Raw genomic sequence first — 19,431 nt, 5'->3', positions numbered from 1 at the left:
TAGATTATGAATTTAATTATCCGATTATTAGTGACCGCGATTGTCGCTTTTTTATTAACGAAAATTTTAAGTGGAGTCCATATTGACGGCTTTGGATCTGCCGTAATTTTCGCTTTGATTTTAGGAGTTTTAAACTTGATTGTCACTCCTGTTTTAAAGATTCTAGGATTGCCTTTAACTATTATTACGCTGGGTTTTTTCTCTTTAGTAATTAATGCTTTGGTTGTTTTACTGGCTGCAAAATTTGTAGATGGAATGGCGATTGAGGGATTTTGGTGGGCATTTATTTTCAGTATTGCTTTATCCTTAATAACCTCTTTACTTAACGGCATTATTTCTTCTGATAAATAAATCGAACTGATTGTCTAAAGTAAAAGCGGTTTCTATTTCTGTAACCGCTTTTTGTTTTTTATAATTTCTTAAAATTAAATTAATGCGTACCACTCTTACTTCTTTATTGCTGCTGTTTTTCTCTATTCAAATTTTCGCTCAGCAATTATATATTCCACGGAACATTGCTAAAGCTTATGAAAAAAACACCAGGTCACTTGATGGAAAGCCTGGTAAAAATTACTGGCAAAATTCGGGCGATTATACGATTGATTTCAATGTAAATCCTATTTCCAAAGTCGTTTCAGGAAATGAGACGATTATTTATTCAAATAATTCTCCTGATGAATTAAAATCAGTGGTCATCAGATTTGTGAATAATGTTCATAAACCGACTTCACCCAGAGCGGGGAAAGCTTCTCCTGATTTTTTAAGTGAAGGTTTGAAAATAAAATCGCTTTCCATTAACGGAGAAAATTATACCGTAAATTCAGAAGACTGGGAAACATTCTATGATTTAAAATTAAATAAAGCTTTGCTGCCAAATTCCAAAAATACCATTAAAATAGAATGGGAATTCCCATTATCAAAAGAGAGTGGAAGAGAAGGGCAAATCGATGAAACCACGTTTTTCTGTGCGTATGCCTATCCGAGAATTTCGGTGTACGATGATTATAATGGTTGGGATAAATTGCCTCATAACGGCAGAAATGAATTTTATAATGATTTCAGTAATTACGTTGTTTCTGTAACCGTTCCTAGAAATTATGTGGTTTATGCGACCGGAATTTTGCAGAATCCGGAAGAAGTTTTGCAACCGGGAGTTTTAAAGAAATTTAAATATTCATTAAAATCTAATCAGGTTATTCACGTTGCCACGAAAGACGAAATCCAAAAGCAAAAAGTAACCAAACAGAATCCGTTTAATACCTGGAAATTTAAGGCTGAAAACATTACCGACTTTACGTTTGGCTTAAGTTCAACTTATGTTTGGGATGCTTCAAGTGTTCAGCTGAAATCGAAAAGAGTAAGCACGCAGGCAACTTATAATGCGGGAACGGCTGATTTTGAAAAATATGTGGAGTGGGAAAAATACAGCATCAAATGGTTTTCTGAAAACTGGCCGGGAATAGAATATCCGTTTCCTACAATGACCGGTTTCCAGGGATTTGCCGATATGGAATATCCAATGATGGTGAATGATACCGCGATTCCAGATGATTTTGCAGATTCCCGCCAAACGGTAGATCATGAAATTGCACACACTTATTTTCCTTTTATGATGGGAACCAACGAAGCACGATATGCTTTTATGGATGAAGGTTGGGTCACGGCTTTCGAATATCTAATTGGTGAAGCTGAAAACGGAAAAGCTTTTAATGATAAAATGTTTACCGATTTCCGGGTGAAAAAATACATTAATGATCCGTCAACAGAGCAGGATCAGCCGATTATTTCGATGAGCACCCAACTGTCTGGGATCGGCTACGGAAGCAACGCTTATATCAAGCCGGCTTTTGCCTATCTGTCTTTGAAAAATCTATTGGGCGACGAGCTGTTCAAAAAAACGCTGCATTATTATATGAACACCTGGAAAGGAAAACATCCGACGCCGTGGGATTTCTTTTACAGCATGAATGAAGGCAGCGGACAAAATCTTAATTGGTTTTGGAACAACTGGTTTTTCAGCAATAATTATATCGATTTAAAAATTGATTCAGCAGTAGTTTCCGGCAAGAATTTGAATTTGACGGTTGAAAATGCAGGTGGATTTGCCATTCCGTTCGACGTAGAAATAACCGATCAGGATGGAAAAGTTTCTGTAAAACATTTTACGCCGGAAGTTTGGAAAAACAGCCGGTCTTTTACCACGCAAATCGAAGTGAATCAAAAACTGAAATCCGTAAAAATTGACGGTGGAATTTTCATGGATTATACGCCGAATGATAATTTATATACTTTTTAAAAAATGATGAATACCAAAGAATTCGACACAGCAAAAATGGATGAGACCACGAAGATGCTCACAATTATTATTTTGCTGTTTCTCATCCTATTTCCAATTTCTTCTTTTTTCTTCGAACCGCCAAAACCTATGATTTCAATTGGCAGTTTTGTTTTGATGTACGGTGCTATTTTTATTTCGTATGGATTTATTCCAAAAAGAATTGCGGTTTCTGACGATCAAATTTTAATCAAAAACTTTTACGGTTCAATTGTTATTAATATTAATGAAATTGAAACTTTTGATAAAATTGAAAAAACGGGCTTTAATCTAAGAGTTGCTGGAGTTGGTGGATTGTTTGGCTACTTCGGCTATTTTAATGGCAAAGATGTTTGGTACGTAACGAACAGATATAAAAAAGTAAAAATTATTTTAAAGTCCGGAAAAGTTTATATGATCAGTCCTGAAAATCCCGATGATTTTGTGAAAGAAGTTCAGCTGAGAAAGAGCGAAATGGTTTAGTACTTCTGCTTTCCTACTAAATTTTCTATATTTGTAATATTCAAATTTTCGATCCTTTTTCGGAAACTTAATAATAAAGTTTCTACAATTATCAATTTTAAATTAAATTTTAATGAAAATAAAACACACCCTTGTTGCTCTGGCGGCACCTTTCCTCATGAACGCACAAAATGTGATGACGCCGGAAACATTATGGACCCTGAATAAAATAGGAGTCTCTGCCGTTTCACCGGATCAGAATTCACTGATTTACAGTCTTGGAAAAACCGATCTGAAAACAGAGAAAAACAATAAGAAAAACTATTTCTTTACAATTAAAAACGCCGAAGCAGCTGCGCTGGATTTAGGAAAGAAATCTTTAATTCAATGGGATGCCAATGGAATTTACGCTCAGGAAGACGAGAAAATATATCTTTCTAAAGATGCCGGAAAAACCTGGACAGAATTTTACACCGTCGGAAAAGCAGATAATATCGTGATTTCTCCCGATGGCAAAAAAGTAGCTTTCAGTAAAGAAGTTTTGGTAGAAAAATTATTGGGAAAAGATAAATATGCTGATACTCCAAAATCTACCGCACATATTTACACCGACTTGAATCACCGTCACTGGGATTACTTTAATGAAGGGAAATACAATCACGTTTTTGTAGTGAACGTTACTGAAACTGCTGATAAAGCCAAAGATTTATTGGAAGGAAAACCTTGGGATTCTCCACAAAGACCTTCCGGAGGAACTGAAGATTTTATTTGGACACCAGATTCTACACAACTGTTGTATGTGACAAAACCATTGAGCGGCGCAGCGTATGCATTTTCCACAAATACCGACATTTTCGCTTACGATCTGGCTACAGGCAATGTAAAAAACCTTACAGAAAGCAATAAAGGATATGACGTTTCGCCGAAGTTTTCACCAAACGGAAAGTACTTATACTGGATGTCTATGGAAAGAGATGGCTATGAAGCCGACAAAAATGATTTAAAAATCATGGACTGGAAATCGGGGAAAACCACTAATCTTACCAAAGACTGGGATGAAAGCATTACCGGTTCTGTTTTCTGGGCACCCAATTCTAAAGATATTTATTTTACCACCGCCTGGAAAGGAACAAAGCAATTGTTTTCATTAAATCCCAAAAATTCTAAAATTCAGCAGATTACCAAAGGTGATTTTGATTTGAATGATATTTTTGCGCAACACAAAAATTCGTTACTGATTTCCAGAAACGACATGAATCACAATCCTGATTTATTTTCTGTAGATGTGAAAAATGGATCGATGAAGCAGGTGACGGAAGTGAATAAGAAGAATTACGAAAGTATTACCCCTTCCAGAACAGAACTGAAAATGGTGAAAACCACCGACGGAAAAGAAATGGGCGTATGGTTTATTTATCCCCCAAACTTCGATGCGAATAAGAAATATCCAACTTTGTTGTATTGTCAAGGTGGACCGCAATCTGCTTTGACACAGACTTTCAGCGTGCGGTGGAATTTTGCTTTGATGGCCGCCAACGATTATATCGTGGTTGCACCAAACCGAAGAGGAATGCCAGGTTGGGGTACAAAATGGAATGAGGATATCTCTAAAGACTGGGGCGGCCAGGTCATGCAGGATTATTTGGCTGCTGCTGATTTTGCCAAAACATTACCTTACGTTGATGGTGACAGAATGGGAGTAGTGGGAGCGAGTTACGGCGGATACAGCGCCATGATGCTGGCAGGAATCCACGAAAACCGTTTTAAAACTTTCATCGCTCATGACGGTCTTTTCGATATGAAATCCTGGTATTTAACTACCGAAGAATTGTTTTTCGCAAAATGGGATTTAGGAGGTTCGCCTTACGACAATCCGATTCCGAAATCATACACCGAATTCAATCCATCAAACTATGTGAACAAATGGAACAAACCAATGATGATTATTCAGGGAGGAATTGATTACAGAGTGCCTTACGAACAAGGTCAGGAAGCTTTTCAGGCTGCAAAACTGAAAGGCTTGAAAGCAAAATTCCTTTATTTCCCCAATGAAAACCACTGGGTTTTGCATCCACAAAACGGTTTGGTTTGGCAGAGAGAATTCTTTGCCTGGCTGAAAGAAACTTTGTAAAATTCCGCTCAGAAAGAAGGGTGTCAAAATTTTTATCAATTTTTGATCAGCATGTTTTACCTATTTAAAAATTGGGTTTATATAGTTTAGTCTCAATTTTTTTAATCCGAAAAGAAATGCTGAGCGACGACATATTTTACGATAAAGGACTAACTTTTAAGGTTAGTCCTTTTTTCTTTTAAACCCAGCCATGCCAATTACTACATGATCATACCGGGATTTAATTTCCAATTAGTGCTTTCTCAGGAAAATGATAAGATAGCAAGGACCAGATAATAAATGCGTCCAGAAAACTATTTAAGTGAATAAAATTTCAACATGCTGATCTTTTTCAAAATGAGACTAACATCGATCAAAAGACTGAGCCTCTATTTTATGAAAAACAACTCAAAGTTCAAAAAAAAGGTGTATTTTCGAGTAATGTTTTAATTAACAAAAATTTAACATTAATCAAATTAACATCAAAAAGTACTTTATGGATTTATTATTTTATCTCGTACCAATATTTGGTATTATTGCCTTAATCTACACTTTTATTCAGAGCGCCTGGGTGAGTAAGCAAAATGCAGGAAACGACCGTATGAAAGAAATCAGCGGTTATATTTCCGATGGAGCCATGGCCTTCCTGAAAGCGGAATACAAAGTGATGGCCTATTTCGTGGTAGTTGTTGCAATTTTATTGGCCGTAATGGGTGCCTCAAGTGCCAATTCTCACTGGAGCATCGGTATCTCATTCGTTTTAGGGGCAATTCTTTCTGCGCTGGCAGGCTTTATCGGAATGAAAATTGCGACCAAAGCCAACGTAAGAACTGCAGAAGCGGCAAAAACTTCTTTGTCTAAAGCATTAAAAGTGTCCTTTACCGGAGGTTCCGTAATGGGAATGGGTGTTGCTGGTTTAGCCGTTTTAGGTTTAGGAGGCTTGTATATCATTATTAAACAAATATTTGCACCCGGTGCTGGGGTAGATTCCCATGAGATGGAAAGAACCATCGAAATTCTGACTGGATTCTCTTTGGGTGCAGAATCTATTGCCCTCTTCGCCAGAGTTGGTGGTGGTATTTATACCAAAGCAGCGGATGTTGGTGCTGACTTAGTAGGGAAAGTAGAAGCCGGAATTCCGGAAGATGATCCAAGAAACCCGGCCACGATTGCCGATAACGTAGGAGATAATGTGGGAGACGTCGCGGGAATGGGAGCCGATTTATTCGGATCTTATGTTGCAACTGTTTTGGCTACCATGGTTTTGGGTAGAGAAACTTTTTCGATAGACGCTTTTGGAGGTTTTGCTCCCATTCTTTTACCCATGTTAATCGCGGGAACAGGAATTATTTATTCGATGATCGGTACTTTATTTGTTAAAATCGGAGAAACAACAAGTTTAGATATTGCTCCGGTACAGAACGCTTTGAACCTGGGAAACTGGGGAAGTATTGTGTTAACAGCTGTTTCATCTTATTTCCTGGTGAATTATTTAATGCCCGAAACCATGACTTTAAGAGGTCATGAGTTTACCAAAATGGGCGTTTTTGGTGCCATCCTAGTTGGATTGGTAGTAGGAACTCTAATGAGTATTATCACCGAATATTACACCGCGATGGGCAAAAAACCCGTTAGAAGTATTATCAAACAGTCATCTACAGGTCATGCGACCAATATTATTGGTGGTCTTGCAGTTGGGATGGAATCTACACTATTACCGATTCTCGTATTAGCAGGAGGTATTTACGGATCTTATCTTTGTGCAGGATTATACGGTGTTGCCATTGCAGCAGCAGGAATGATGGCGACTACCGCAATGCAGTTGGCAATTGATGCTTTCGGTCCGATTGCAGATAACGCAGGTGGGATTGCAGAAATGAGTGAGCTTCCAAAAGAAGTTCGTGAAAGAACAGATATCTTAGATGCCGTTGGCAATACAACTGCAGCAACCGGAAAAGGTTTTGCAATCGCTTCTGCAGCTTTGACGGCCTTAGCGTTATTTGCGGCCTTCGTGGGTATCGCAGGGATTGACGGAATTGATATTTACAGAGCCGACGTATTAGCAGGTTTATTTGTGGGAGCCATGATTCCATTTATCTTCTCCTCTTTAGCAATCAGAGCAGTAGGTACTGCAGCGATGGCAATGGTAGAAGAAGTCCGCAGACAGTTCCGCGAAATCCCCGGGATTTTAGAAGGAAAAGCGGTCCCTGAATATGAAAAGTGTGTCGCTATTTCCACGGATGCGTCCCTTAAAAAAATGATGCTTCCGGGAGGGATTGCTCTTGTTGCTCCTTTATTGATGGGCTTTATTTTTGGTCCGGAAGTTTTGGGAGGATTCTTAGCGGGCGCTACCGTTTCCGGAGTACTGATGGGAATGTTCCAAAATAATGCCGGTGGAGCTTGGGATAATGCCAAGAAATCTTTCGAGAAAGGAGTTGAAATTAATGGTGATATGCATTACAAAGGTTCGGATGCACACAAAGCATCGGTTACCGGTGATACAGTAGGAGATCCTTTTAAAGATACTTCCGGTCCGTCAATGAATATTTTAATTAAATTAATGTCGATTATTTCTTTGGTTATTGCGCCTACTTTAGCAGTTTTACACAAAGATAAAATCATTGAAAACAGAAGGGTTAAATTAGAATCTTTACAGAAAATGTCAGGAATCACGGCAGCAGCAACTTCGGTAAATGGCGTTACGGGGATTGCTCCCGGAAAAGCTACAGGAATACTTAATGAAGAAGGTGATTACGTTTATAATACCGGAAATATTCAGGAAATTAAATTAACGAACAAATCAATCGGTGTTGGAGAAAATAGCGCGTTGCTTGCTTTGTATAATGGACTTCAATCAAAAGATCAAAAAGTGTTAGACAATACAAAGTGGTTTACGATCGAAAATCTTCATTTCCAGACAGGAAGCAGCGATTTAAAACCAGGTTCGGAAGAGCAATTGAATAATTTGGCTGAAATCTTAAATGCTTTCCCTACTGCAAAAGTGAAATTAGGAGGTTATACCGATAATACCGGCACTGAAGAAGCCAATCTTAAGTTATCGAACTTACGTGCTCAGGCAGCAAAACTTAAATTATTGGAAATGGGAATTGCATCCGACAGAGTAGAAGCTGAAGGTTACGGCTCTCAACATCCGGTTTGTGCCGAAAATGATACTGAGGAATGCAAAGCACAAAACAGAAGAATTGACGTCCGAATTCTAAATTTTTAAACCCAATACGTTTTATTCAAAAATAAATCCCAGCTGAGAAGTTGGGATTTATTTTTATTTATTGAAATGCACTTACGCAGAATTCCTTTTCTTACAGATTCGTTAATCTATTATTTATCAGCGAAGCGATCTCTTGTCTTTTTGTCTCAAAATTTACCAACCCTTTTTTCGAACATATACAAAGGTAATCAGGGTAATTATTCCCATCAGTCCAAGCGTGAAATAATAACCGTATTTCACATTAAGTTCCGGCATGAAAACGAAGTTCATTCCATAAATACCCGCAATAAAAGTAATTGGAAAAAAGTACATCGAATAAATGGCCAGCACTTTCATCACCTGGTTCGCCTTTTGGTCGCTCATCGCCAGAAACATCGAAATTAAACTGGTAACCTGCGTATTCAGATGCTCGAAGTCTGCGATGACGTCTTTGTGCTTGTCCTTTAAATCAGTTACGACCGTATCATCGAGCTGAAGCACTTTAAATTTATCAACCCAAACGGTAGAAATATTAAGAATTCTGGTATTTAAACCGGACTTTCTTTTCAACCGGTAAAGCCGCCGGATATGATTGGTATGATTGGTGGTTTTCAGGAAAATTTCGCTTTCGATCTGATCCATTATTTCCAGCAGATTTTTCGATTCATCATCGTACGACTTGATTACCTTTAAGGCTAAATTCAACGCGATTTCATCCCGGGCGATATGGTCGTTCTGTGGCAGTACAATTTCTTTTTTTAATTCGTAGACGCTTCTGTTCTTCAACCGGTGAATCGTAATGATGACATGATCAAATAAAAAAATTCCCAGTTTGGTAGAAATATCACTGATTGTATTCAAATTCGATCTTTCCAGTTGCGTATTTTCACGCATCAGGAAAAAATTAACATTTCCGTCCTGTTCAAATTTCGGCAGGTGATTCGCATCGGTCGTATCTTCCAAAAGAAGATAATTAATATCATAACGCTCATGCAGAAAAACCAAATCCTCTTTGGTTGGACTTTCTACATCAATCCATTCACAATGTTCATTTTTAAATAATATTTCAATAGGCATTTGGCAAATTTAAGTTAAAATTAACATTTAAAACCACAAATGATACCAACCAACTCAATTTATTTTTTGAGTAAAGGCACCGTTTCTTCTAATTAAAATTGAAACTAATGAGACTGACTGATGTATTTGTAATAAATTTAAAATTTCGGTTAAAACTTAACTTTTTCATTAAAATAAGCATTCCTCTCAAAAGCGATTCTGTAGGACTTATATTTGGAATTGTCATATAAATTTGCTATATTTGGAATATATGGTAGCAAAAAGAGAACCTTCGCACTTTCCTTTAACGAATACTTTCGATGATTCAAAGTGGTTGTTTTTGTCTTATTTGCATGATGACAAATTCCTGAAAAATTCTAAAGAGTTCATTTAATCCGCCCTGTCAGGATTCAGGACAGGGTCATTTACTTTTATTAAATACTCAACAATTTTGAATACTTTTTTATAAAAATACAAACACAATTTTTGTGCTTGCATTTTCTTAGTGAATCCTAGCCAAGTATTCTTCAACCCATTTTTAAAATAAAGCATTATGTCCGAAAATATAGTTTTAACCACCGGAGTTTACGATTTGATCAAAGATCATTTAAGAAGAAAAAGAACAACAGCCAAAGAGGAACAAATTCTACTGGAACAACTGAAATCCTCAAAGCAGGTTCTGCGAAAAGAATTGCCAGGCGATGTGGTGACTGTAAACTGTGAGGTAAAAGTGAAAAACATTTCTACGAACGAAGAAGAAAAATATTTATTTGTACAAACAAATAGAGAAAAGATAAAAAAAGGGAAATACTCTATTTTATCGCCGATCGGATTAGCAATCGTCGGAAATAAAGTCGGAGATGTGATTAACTGGCCATTTGAAGATGGCGATAAAAAACTCGAAATTTTAGGAGTGGAACATTACAATTAATTAATTCCTATTTTTTTTTAAAAGAGACTCGCAATTTTTGCGAGTCTCTTTTGTTTCAGCGAAAATTTCACAGGTTTAATTATATTAAAAAACGTTGCCAATGTAATGGCAATGGCGAAGGTTTCTTTCCGGTTTTTTTGGTTTTATTTTTGATTAAATTTTTCGGAATTTTCTTCGTAATCTTATCGCGGAAATAATTATTTTTATTTGTCGGGATTTTAGAGAGCTTATCTCCAATTTCTAAAAACCTATCTCTGAATTTATAAATTGAATGCGTCATGAAAAAATTAGAGTTTACAGTCGAGATCAGTGCTTCCCGGGAAAAGGTTTGGGATGCGCTTTGGAGTGATCAGAATTACCGCAAATGGACTGCCGTCTTTATACCGGGTTCCTACTATGAAGGTGAACTTCTGGAGGGTAATGACATTCGCTTTTTATCGCCGGGACAACACGGCCTTTTTGCAGTAGTGGAAAAAGTAATTCCGTTTCAATCCATGCATTTTGTGCATTTCGGACTGGTGCTCGACGGGATTTCCCAGGGAAAAACTTTCTCTGAAAACTCTATTGAATACTACGATTTATATGAAACGGAGCAGGGCACCAAATTAACGGTGACCATCAATACCGAAGAAGAATACGTTACCTATTTTTCCAACAGTTTCCCGCGCGCATTGCATGCAGTTAAAGAACTCGCAGAATCTTAGTGATTACCTTCATCCTTTTTTATTTGCTCCATAACCCATTCTAACTGGAGGTCTTTTTTCTGTAAAACCTGCTGTAAAGTCGGGATGATTTCGTAGTCGGGAAGAACGCCTTTTTTTGTTTCTGTAAACTGAATATTGGGCTGAACCAGCATTAGTCCAATAGGTAATTTTAATTTTGAGTGTGGTAATTTTTCAGTAGAATATCTTCCGGCGACCGTTCCGTCATTGGCGCCACCGGTTTCTTCACCTACCAGGAAAGCTCTTTTTGCATCCTTTAATTTTGAGGAAATTATTGACGATGCCGAGAAACTGCTTCCATTAATCAAAACATAGATCTTTCCATCGAAGTGGTTTTTTTTTGGTTTTTTTAGAGCGAAAATTCCATTGTTTTTTAAATAAAAGTGATCATCTTTCTTTTTAACAGATAAAGCGGTTCCCAGTAAATAAACAGGATAAGTAACTGCAGCTAAAGGTTGAACTAGTATTGGGATTTCATTGAAATAATTCGCATGAAACATCGATGTACGCGAGGTTACTTCCATGTCATTAATGAATTTAAAATCTTCAGAAACGAGGTAGGAATATAAATTATTAATTTCAGATAAAGAACCGCCGAGATTATCCCGGACATCTAAAATCAAATATTTCGCAGGTGATTTCTTTAATGCTGCAAAACTCTGTTTATAAAATTTCCGTGAAAAAGTTCCTGAAAAGGTTTTTATTTTCATGTACGCAACTGTAGAATCTTTGGTTGGAAACTGTAAATCACGGTTGAAACTTTTGGTGACAATATTGTAATCTTTTGTTTTTCCGGTTTCGCTTTTAGTCAGTTTTTTATTTTCCTGTTCCGTCTTTTTCTTTTCTTCTCTGGAGATTTTTTCCCGATGGATATAAAATGCTTTGACTTCATTTTGATACTTGACTTCGATTTTTACAGAGTCTAAAATTCCATATTCTGCGGTAAAAAAGGAAGGCCATCGTCGCGCCATCGAATATTTTTGAAACGTTGTATTATCGCCGTCACTGTTCACGATTGGTTTGTATTTTTCGAGTAAATCTTTTACCGGAATATCTTTAATTTTTAAAATTTCCGTTCCCACATTCATATTTGGGATTTTTGCAGGATTATCTTTAACAAAGATTCTGTCACGATCAATCACGAAATTATAGCGGCTTAACAAACCTTTTTGATTTTTAAGATTTTTGATTTCATTTTTGGTCAGTCGTTTGTCATAAGGATATAATCTCAGGTGTCCTTCTTTTATTCTCGCAATGACTGGCGCTAGTTTTTCATAAAATTCATTCGGTTTTAATGGTTTCTGAATCGTCATTTTTAAACTGTCGAATTGATAATCAAGTTCTTTTTTTGAAATATACCAATACAGTTTTGGGTGAAGTTCTTCTAATTTATGTTGAGTGAAATCAACATCTTTTTTTAAGTTTTCAGCAGAAACAGGAATCTCTGATTTCGCATTGTACTTTTTTACGGAAACACAGGAGGAGATGACTAAAAACAGCGAAAAGAGGATGATTTTTTTCAAAGTATAATTTTTGCTAAAAATAAAATTTTATAATGAAATAAACGAACAAAAAAACTTCCCATTAAAAATGAGAAGTTGTTGTTGTTTCAAGTGCGCGTTATTTTATCCTAAAATCGTTACTGTATTTTGCAGCATTTCAAAAATGGCGTCTCTGCCGCTTTCCGGTTTTACGTTGACCGCACGTGTTCCATTAAAATGTAAACATGTTACATATCCTAATTTTGCTGCATCTAAACAAGTATATTTCACACAATAATCCAAAGCTAAACCAACGATTTCTAGCAATTGAATATCGTGGTATTTTAAGAAATCATCCAGACCGGTTTTCATAAACTGATTGTTATCCTGAAAACCACTGTAGCTGTCAAACTCTGCATTGGTTCCTTTTTGAATGATGTGCGTCACTTTATCTCTGTTCAGATCTTTATGAAATTCCGCACCGAAAGTTCCCTGTACACAATGATCCGGCCACATATGTTGTGGGATCCCGTTGAGAATAATATTGTCGCCTACTTTTTTTCCATTATTAGAAGCGAAACTTTTATGATCAGCAGGATGCCAATCTTGGGTGAGCACAATTTGGTCATATTCATTTTCCAACATCAGCGAGTTAATATAAGGAATAATTTCATTGGCTCCAGGAACTGCAAGTGCACCTCCTTCGCAAAAATCATTCTGTACATCAACGATAATCAGGGCTTTTTTCATATTCTTAATTTTTTTTAAGTTGTATTGCATTCAACTTATTTTGTAGTAAATTTACAACGTAAAACGCAAAAGTTCAGCCAAATTAAGTGACAGGCCAAATCGTCAAAAAACACAAATAATATGGACAATTTAGAACATAAAAAATATCCGATTGGGAAATTTGAGGAGCCTGATACAATTACAGATCAAGATATTGACCGGCATATTAAAACATTAAAAGATTTTCCGGCAGGGTTAAAAAACCTGGTTCAACACTGGAACGCAGAGCAACTGGATACCCAATACCGGAACGGAGGCTGGACAATCCGGCAGTTGATTAATCACCTTTCGGACAGCAGCATGAACAGTTATATGCGGTTTAAACTCGCTTTAACCGAAAATAACCCTACGATAAAAACCTATGATGAACAACAGTGGGCGGAGTTGCAGGACAGTTTCAGCATCGATATAAAACCAGCTTTTCAAATGTTGAAGGGAATTCACAAACGATGGGTGTACGAACTGAAATCGCTGACGAACAAAGAATATGAAAGTACATTTCATCATCCGGAACAAAACCGCGATATCACTTTAAAAGAGAATCTGGCGTTTTGTGCCTGGCATTGTGACCATCATTTTGCGCATATTAATAATTTGAAATTAGAAAACAACTGGTAAAACAAAACTGAGTATATTGGTTTTTAAAACACGATAAAATATGAGTTTTTTTAATAAAATATTTGGCAGTGATGAGCCCCAAAAATCATCTTCAACGTTCTGGAATACAATTGAATCCGAAGAGGATTTACAAGAAGCTATCGGTCAGTCCTTTGAAAAGAAAGTGGTTGTTTTTAAACATTCTACGAGGTGTCATATCAGTAAAATGGTTCTGAAAAATTTTGAAAAGGAAGTAGCTGGTGCAGAAAATGATGCAGTATATTATTTTCTGGATTTAATTTCATACCGGCCGATTTCTAACAAAATTGCTGAAGATTTAGGCGTCACACATCAAAGTCCGCAAATGATTGTTTTAGAAAATGGAAAAGCAGTGAAAAACGCTTCCCATCAAAGTATTTCTGTTAATCTTATTTAAAGACTGAGTATGGATTCTCTTCAAAATATCAATAATTATTTGTCTGAAATTCTGGAAGTTCCTATAGAGGCAATTTCTGGATGCAGTAATTTTTACACGTTGAAAAAAGTTGCGAAAAATGAATTTCTGCTCAGTGAAGGTGAAGTTTGTCTGGATACTTTTTTTGTAGAAAAAGGATTGCTCAGAATGTACTCTCTCGATCGGAACGGAAAAGAACATATCATTCAGTTCGCGCCTGAAAATTGGCTTATTTCTGACCGGAGCTCGCTTAATTTTAATGAGAAATCAAAATATTATATTGAAGCAGTTGAAGATTCAGAGGTCTTTGTTTTGACCAATGATTTCTTCATTAATATGATTGAAAAATTTCCGCAAACTGCCGAAAACAATGATATGCTTTTGCAGAAACACATCCGGAATTTACAGAATCGGGTGAATTCGCTTTTGGCAGATACCGCCGAAGAAAGGTACATGAGTTTTATCAAAATGTATCCCAATATTTTACTGCGCGTTCCGCAATGGATGGTTGCATCGTATTTAGGTATTACACCGGAAAGTTTGAGCAGAGTCCGAAAAGAACTGGCCCGAAAAAATTTCAAAACTTCATAAACAAAAAGGAACTCGCCTGGAGTTCCTTTTTTTTTAAGAATGCTTTTCAGTGCCAAATTAGGAATTACAATAATTACTATTCGTGCATTAGCGGCATTTTATTTACCCAAATACGATTTCAGAATCTTACTTCTCGTATTGTGTTTCAATCTTTTAATCGCTTTTTCTTTAATCTGACGGACTCTTTCTCTTGTCAGATCAAAAGTTTCACCGATTTCTTCCAGAGTCATCGGATGTTTTCCGTTCAGTCCGAAATATAAACGAACCAAATCAGCTTCTCTTGGAGTCAAGGTTTGCAACGCTCTTTCGATTTCGATTTGCAGTGATTCCAACATCAGATCTTTATCCGGACTTGGGGATTCACCGGAACGCAAAACGTCGTATAAGTTAGAATCTTCACCTTCTACAAGAGGTGCATCCATCGACAGGTGTCTTCCGGAGTTTTTCATTGATTCCTTGATGTCGTCTTCGCTCATGTCCAAAACTTCCGCTAATTCCTCTGGAGATGGCGGTCTTTCGTTTTCCTGCTCCAAATGCGCGTACGCTTTGTTGATCTTGTTAATCGATCCGATTTTATTCAGTGGCAATCTTACAATCCTAGACTGTTCTGCCAATGCCTGTAGAATCGACTGACGGATCCACCAAACTGCATAAGAGATAAATTTAAAACCTCTTGTTTCATCATATCTTTTCGCAGCTTTCATCAAACCTAAATTCCCTTCGTTAATTAAATCGGGTAGGGAAAGTCCTTGGTTTTGGTATTGTTTAGAAACAGATACCACGAATCGGAGGTTGGCTTTAATTAGTTTTTCCAACGCCACTCTGTCTCCGGCGCGTATTTTTTGTGCCAATTCAACTTCTTCGTCGGCTGTAATCAAATCAACTTTTCCAATCTCCTGCAAATACTTGTCGAGAGAGGCGGTTTCTCTGTTGGTAACCTGTTTGGTAATTTTTAATTGTCTCATATAAAATAAGGTCCACTTTAGGACTGCATTATATTATACGATCACAAATATCAAAAGGTTACAAAAATTGGTAAATAAATCGCATCATCTTTTTTGGGCGATAATTTCTATAGATACATGTTGAGAATTTTTAAATAGTAAAGTTGATCGATTAATTTTTTATTTTTGAGGAAATTATAAATAAAATGAATTTTTCACCCATTATTATAGGAACTATGCGCTGGGGAATTTGGGGCGCCAATCATTCCCAAAAAGAAGTGCAGAAACTCATTGAAGTTTCTCTCGATGAAAAGCTCTATACTTTCGATCACGCAGATATTTATGGAGACTACACAACTGAAAAACTCTTCGGCGATGCTTTTGTACAAATGAATTTGAAGAGGGAAGAGGTACAGTTTATTTCAAAATGCGGAATTGAAATGCCGTGTTCCAACCGAAATTACACTGTGAAATCCTATAATTATTCGCAGGAACATATTTTAAAATCGGTGGATCAGAGTTTAAAAAATTTAAAAACTGATTACCTTGATTTATTGCTTCTTCACCGGCCATCACCATTGATGAATCCAGCTGAAATAGCGGATAGTTTCGCGATTTTACGTGAACAGAAAAAAGTTCGCCATTTCGGCGTGTCTAATTTTTCACCTTCACAGTTTGATCTGATCAATGATGCTTTTCCTGTAATTACGAATCAGGTTGAAATTTCTCTCAATCACACCAATTCTTTTTTCGACGGAACTTTGGATCAAATGATGCTTAAGAAGCTTCAGCCAATGGCCTGGTCAGTCCTGGGAAATTATTTTACGGAAAAATCTGAGGCCAACGAAAGAATAAAAAAAGTACTCGGGCAACTTTGTCAAAAATATGCTGCGGAAGAAAATCAGATTCTTCTCGCATTCATTTTAAAACATCCAGCCAACATTCTTCCTGTTATAGGTACTTCACGTGTGGAAAATATTAAAAAACTTAACGAAAGTTTTTCTATTAATTTGGAGCACGAAGATTGGTTTAAACTCTTACAGGCCAAAAACGGAAAAGAAATAATGTGAAATATTATATAAAAAACTTGCAGGTTTAAATTATAATTGTAACTTGCACTCGTTTTTATATCCGAAGTCAATCATTGTTCATCGCATTCATTGAGTTTCATTTATAATTTCAACAGTATTAATAATTAATTTTTTTTTAAGATGAACATTTTTGTTTCAAACATTAACTATGCAACCCAAGAACAGTCGTTGCAAGATTTATTTTCAGAATTTGGTGACGTATCGTCTGCCAAAATTATCACTGACAGAGAAACCGGTAGATCAAGAGGTTTCGGTTTCGTAGAAATGAGCGATGAAGATGGCAAGAATGCTATCGAAGCTCTAAACGGAAAAGAATTGGATGGTAAAGAACTTAACATTTCTGAAGCTAAGCCAAGAGAAGACAAACCAAGAAGAAGCTTTGACAACAACCGTTCAGGCGGTGGTGGTTACGGAGGTGGAAATCGTGGTGGTGGAAGCGGATACAGCGGCGGAGGTCGTAGTGGCGGTTCTAACTGGTAAGATTTTACCTGAATAATTTAAGCGACTTTTTTTAAAAAGTCGCTTTTTTTGTGTTTAAAAATTAGATATCTTATATCTTTCCGCAATTAGTAATAATTGTGAAACCTTTGCAAACTGTACTAAGCGAAACGCCTTTGCGATCCTAAAAAGCAAAAAAAAGGTGGTTGTAAATAAAAAATTTTTGCGCCCCTTGGATTAAAAATTTACATGATGATCGAAAACGGATATCCATTATTTTACTGCAATCACTTCTGTTTAAATACTTATTTTGTTTTTTAATTAATGAAAATTGCACCTTCCTGGCTTTTAGGAAAATATCGCAAACAGGATTCGCTGGGAATTAAAGGTATTCTTTAAATATGAAAATCCTAATCGACCTTAATTAAAATTAAAACCGATTCCGAATTGATAAGAAATTGGGGTTCTTTGTCTGCAGATTTTATTAGAATCAACGTATCAAACATAATTTTAAATTCATAATTCGCGATTTTCTTGGTGATAAAAAGTTGATTAACTTTTATTTCTCCGCTGTTTGGATAATTTGCAAACAATTTTTGTAAATCTGGAACCAGATTAACTTTCTGATTATTAAAAATTAAAAATAATTCAGATTTGAATTGGCTTATCGGCATCTTTAATTCAACAATATTATGATCGAATTCAAAGAAATTGTCTTTGTAATTATACGCTTTGAAGAGATAGTGGTAACCGGTGAGATCGGCATTAAAGTCTTTTGCAATTAAAGTGATATTTTGGGAAACAGGATTTGCTTTTTTATCCGAAAGGTTATAAGTCACATTTTTGAACTGATCGTGGATGACATTTCTAACTTCATTGAAATTACCGTTATCGGTTGTTTTTGCAAGTTGCGCCTGACCTTTTTTCTGAAGGAGCGGCAAGAGGAATTCTTTTTCATTCCTTTTAGCCAGAAATTGAAATTTGTCAGAAAGCTCCATTGCCACGCTGTCAGAAACTTTTTTATTGAAATTGATCTTTCCATTTTCCAATAAATTATTTGCACCCAAGGTTTTCATCAATTCATTTTTCTGGCTTCTTTTGGCTACCGAGAAGGTATTCAGATAGGGGAAAGTCAAAGAAAATAATCCGAACGCAAATAAACTGACAGGTACAAATTTGATGGTTTGTTTACGAATGAAAATAAAATAAAAAACAACCGTTGTGAGCCAAAGAGCCAGCAATAAAACGAAATATCGCGGTTCGGTGTAGCCGTATTCTAAAATCCTCGTAAATATCGCAATAAACAAAAGGATAATTAAAGGTGCCAGAGCATAATAGAAAATTTTAGAAAAGATCCTGACCCACGATTTGGTCGAATCTTCTTTCAATGGATGCACCAAAAGGATGGCTAAAATTCCGACTACAGAATAGGCGAGAATCAAATAAGAAACCCAACCTCTCGGTAATTCCCAGTTAATAAGGATTTTTGCGGAATAAAAATAAAGAATGACCACATAAATAAGAAGCAGTGGAACCAAAACATACTGCGTGAAAAACTTCAGAATCACAGGATAATCACCATTTTTTTCTAAATAAAACAGTCCTTTTTCATTAAATAAGAGAAAAATAAAACAACTCCCGAAAATGGTTAATAAACTGAAAGTATAGGAATAGTAACGGTTGTTAAAATTAAAATCAAAAAGATGGTCTACTGCTAAAATCGCAAGCATAATTCCGGCGGTTAAAATACCAGTAAATACGACGGTCAGGAATAAGTTGATGAAGAGATTTTTATTGTACTGCCAAAAATTAAGTTCGCGGTTCTTTCCGATAAACGCAATGAAGGAAACCAAAAGATGCGATAATAAAAAAGTGGGTACGAGTAAGAAAGCGTAAACTTCTGTAAATTGCTTTTCCCCTGGCGGCAGTAGAAAATAAAAAATGATTAGAAAGAGAATTCCTGATACCTGCAGCAGAATTTCTTTCCCAATTCTTTGCGAAAGCATCTTTAAAGCAAACATTAGCGAAATTCCAAGTGACGCAACCAGTCCAGATTTTAAGTAGACAAATGAATATTCCCGGCTATAATCATGATTAATATAAAAGATCGTTGAGGCTGCAGCGATTAAAGCCATGACTAAAATCATTGGGTATTCCCGGATTATTGCACCGGCTTTCCCGAATACTTCTTTGAATTTTTCAACCATTTTGGATTTTTAATTTAAAGTTCAAGAATGAAGACT

General features: G+C 36.3%; 17 protein-coding genes. 12 read left to right on the top strand and 5 right to left on the bottom strand.

The features are described from left to right. Nucleotides 1–6 precede the first annotated feature (6 nt). The 5 genes from QGN23_RS03135 (at nt 7) to QGN23_RS03115 (ending at nt 8,115) form a co-directional block, all read left to right on the top strand. Nucleotides 7–351: a phage holin family protein gene (locus tag QGN23_RS03135; RefSeq protein WP_282905579.1), complete on the top strand. Its 345-nt coding sequence runs from the start codon at nt 7–9 to the stop codon at nt 349–351. A gap of 82 nt (nt 352–433) precedes the next feature. Further along, nucleotides 434–2,296 carry a M1 family metallopeptidase gene (locus tag QGN23_RS03130; protein ID WP_282905578.1) on the top strand — a complete coding sequence of 621 codons (1,863 nt, stop codon included), beginning with the start codon at nt 434–436 and terminating at the stop codon, nt 2,294–2,296. 3 nt (nt 2,297–2,299) lie between these two features. Beyond that, a complete protein-coding gene (locus QGN23_RS03125; protein WP_282905577.1) occupies nt 2,300–2,797 on the top strand; it encodes a PH domain-containing protein in 498 nt (165 codons plus the stop codon). A gap of 112 nt (nt 2,798–2,909) precedes the next feature. Next, nucleotides 2,910–4,907 carry a S9 family peptidase gene (locus QGN23_RS03120; protein WP_282905576.1) on the top strand — a complete coding sequence of 666 codons (1,998 nt, stop codon included), beginning with the start codon at nt 2,910–2,912 and terminating at the stop codon, nt 4,905–4,907. A 475-nt stretch (nt 4,908–5,382) separates the two neighbouring features. Then, nucleotides 5,383–8,115, top strand: coding sequence for a sodium-translocating pyrophosphatase (locus tag QGN23_RS03115; protein WP_282905575.1), 2,733 nt, complete (start codon nt 5,383–5,385; stop codon nt 8,113–8,115). Nucleotides 8,116–8,268: 153 nt separating this feature from the next. On the opposite strand, the gene QGN23_RS03110 is transcribed toward QGN23_RS03115, so the two are convergent. Further along, the gene (locus QGN23_RS03110; RefSeq protein WP_282905574.1) at nt 8,269–9,171 is read right to left on the bottom strand and encodes a CorA family divalent cation transporter; all 903 of its coding nucleotides are present in this window, start codon (nt 9,169–9,171) and stop codon (nt 8,269–8,271) included. A 532-nt stretch (nt 9,172–9,703) separates the two neighbouring features. Here QGN23_RS03110 and QGN23_RS03105 point away from each other — a divergent pair. Both QGN23_RS03105 and QGN23_RS03100 read left to right on the top strand, forming a co-directional pair. After that, nucleotides 9,704–10,081, top strand: a complete 378-nt coding sequence (locus QGN23_RS03105) for a GreA/GreB family elongation factor (protein WP_282905573.1) — start codon at nt 9,704–9,706, stop codon at nt 10,079–10,081. Between the two features lie 278 nt (nt 10,082–10,359). Beyond that, a complete protein-coding gene (locus QGN23_RS03100) occupies nt 10,360–10,785 on the top strand; it encodes an SRPBCC family protein (protein WP_282905572.1) in 426 nt (141 codons plus the stop codon). On the opposite strand, the gene QGN23_RS03095 is transcribed toward QGN23_RS03100, so the two are convergent. Beyond that, nucleotides 10,782–12,326 (bottom strand): S41 family peptidase, encoded by a 1,545-nt coding sequence (locus QGN23_RS03095; protein ID WP_282905571.1) that lies wholly within the window; start codon nt 12,324–12,326, stop codon nt 10,782–10,784. The two genes, QGN23_RS03100 and QGN23_RS03095, sit on opposite strands and share 4 nt — an antisense overlap. A 102-nt stretch (nt 12,327–12,428) precedes the next feature. Next, complete coding sequence (gene pncA, locus QGN23_RS03090; protein ID WP_282905570.1) at nt 12,429–13,034, bottom strand: bifunctional nicotinamidase/pyrazinamidase; 606 nt, start codon at nt 13,032–13,034, stop codon at nt 12,429–12,431. A 120-nt stretch (nt 13,035–13,154) separates the two neighbouring features. Between pncA and QGN23_RS03085 the strand changes: the two genes are divergently transcribed. From QGN23_RS03085 to QGN23_RS03075, 3 genes are read left to right on the top strand one after another with little or no spacing between them, the layout of a single operon-like run. Then, nucleotides 13,155–13,691, top strand: coding sequence for a YfiT family bacillithiol transferase (locus QGN23_RS03085; RefSeq protein WP_282905569.1), 537 nt, complete (start codon nt 13,155–13,157; stop codon nt 13,689–13,691). Between the two features lie 40 nt (nt 13,692–13,731). Beyond that, nucleotides 13,732–14,106, top strand: a complete 375-nt coding sequence (ytxJ, locus tag QGN23_RS03080) for a bacillithiol system redox-active protein YtxJ (RefSeq protein ID WP_282905568.1) — start codon at nt 13,732–13,734, stop codon at nt 14,104–14,106. 9 nt (nt 14,107–14,115) lie between these two features. Beyond that, nucleotides 14,116–14,715 (top strand): Crp/Fnr family transcriptional regulator, encoded by a 600-nt coding sequence (locus QGN23_RS03075; protein WP_282905567.1) that lies wholly within the window; start codon nt 14,116–14,118, stop codon nt 14,713–14,715. 98 nt (nt 14,716–14,813) lie between these two features. Here QGN23_RS03075 and QGN23_RS03070 read toward each other — a convergent pair whose 3' ends face one another. Beyond that, the gene (locus tag QGN23_RS03070) at nt 14,814–15,680 is read right to left on the bottom strand and encodes a sigma-70 family RNA polymerase sigma factor (protein WP_039344711.1); all 867 of its coding nucleotides are present in this window, start codon (nt 15,678–15,680) and stop codon (nt 14,814–14,816) included. A 185-nt stretch (nt 15,681–15,865) separates the two neighbouring features. Here QGN23_RS03070 and QGN23_RS03065 point away from each other — a divergent pair, with 185 nt between their 5' ends. Both QGN23_RS03065 and QGN23_RS03060 read left to right on the top strand, forming a co-directional pair. Next, nucleotides 15,866–16,729 carry an aldo/keto reductase gene (locus QGN23_RS03065; protein ID WP_282905566.1) on the top strand — a complete coding sequence of 288 codons (864 nt, stop codon included), beginning with the start codon at nt 15,866–15,868 and terminating at the stop codon, nt 16,727–16,729. Between the two features lie 141 nt (nt 16,730–16,870). Continuing rightward, on the top strand, nt 16,871–17,230 hold the full coding sequence (locus QGN23_RS03060; RefSeq protein ID WP_125022269.1) for an RNA recognition motif domain-containing protein: 360 nt from the start codon (nt 16,871–16,873) through the stop codon (nt 17,228–17,230). A 368-nt stretch (nt 17,231–17,598) separates the two neighbouring features. Here QGN23_RS03060 and QGN23_RS03055 read toward each other — a convergent pair whose 3' ends face one another. Next, nucleotides 17,599–19,395: a DUF4153 domain-containing protein gene (locus QGN23_RS03055; RefSeq protein ID WP_282905565.1), complete on the bottom strand. Its 1,797-nt coding sequence runs from the start codon at nt 19,393–19,395 to the stop codon at nt 17,599–17,601. Nucleotides 19,396–19,431: the final 36 nt, after the last annotated feature.

It is taken from the genome of Chryseobacterium gotjawalense, assembly GCF_030012525.1.
Taxonomy (GTDB): domain Bacteria; phylum Bacteroidota; class Bacteroidia; order Flavobacteriales; family Weeksellaceae; genus Kaistella; species Kaistella gotjawalense.
Note: the sequence above shows the minus strand (reverse complement) of the source record. Positions and strands in the feature narration are given on the sequence as shown.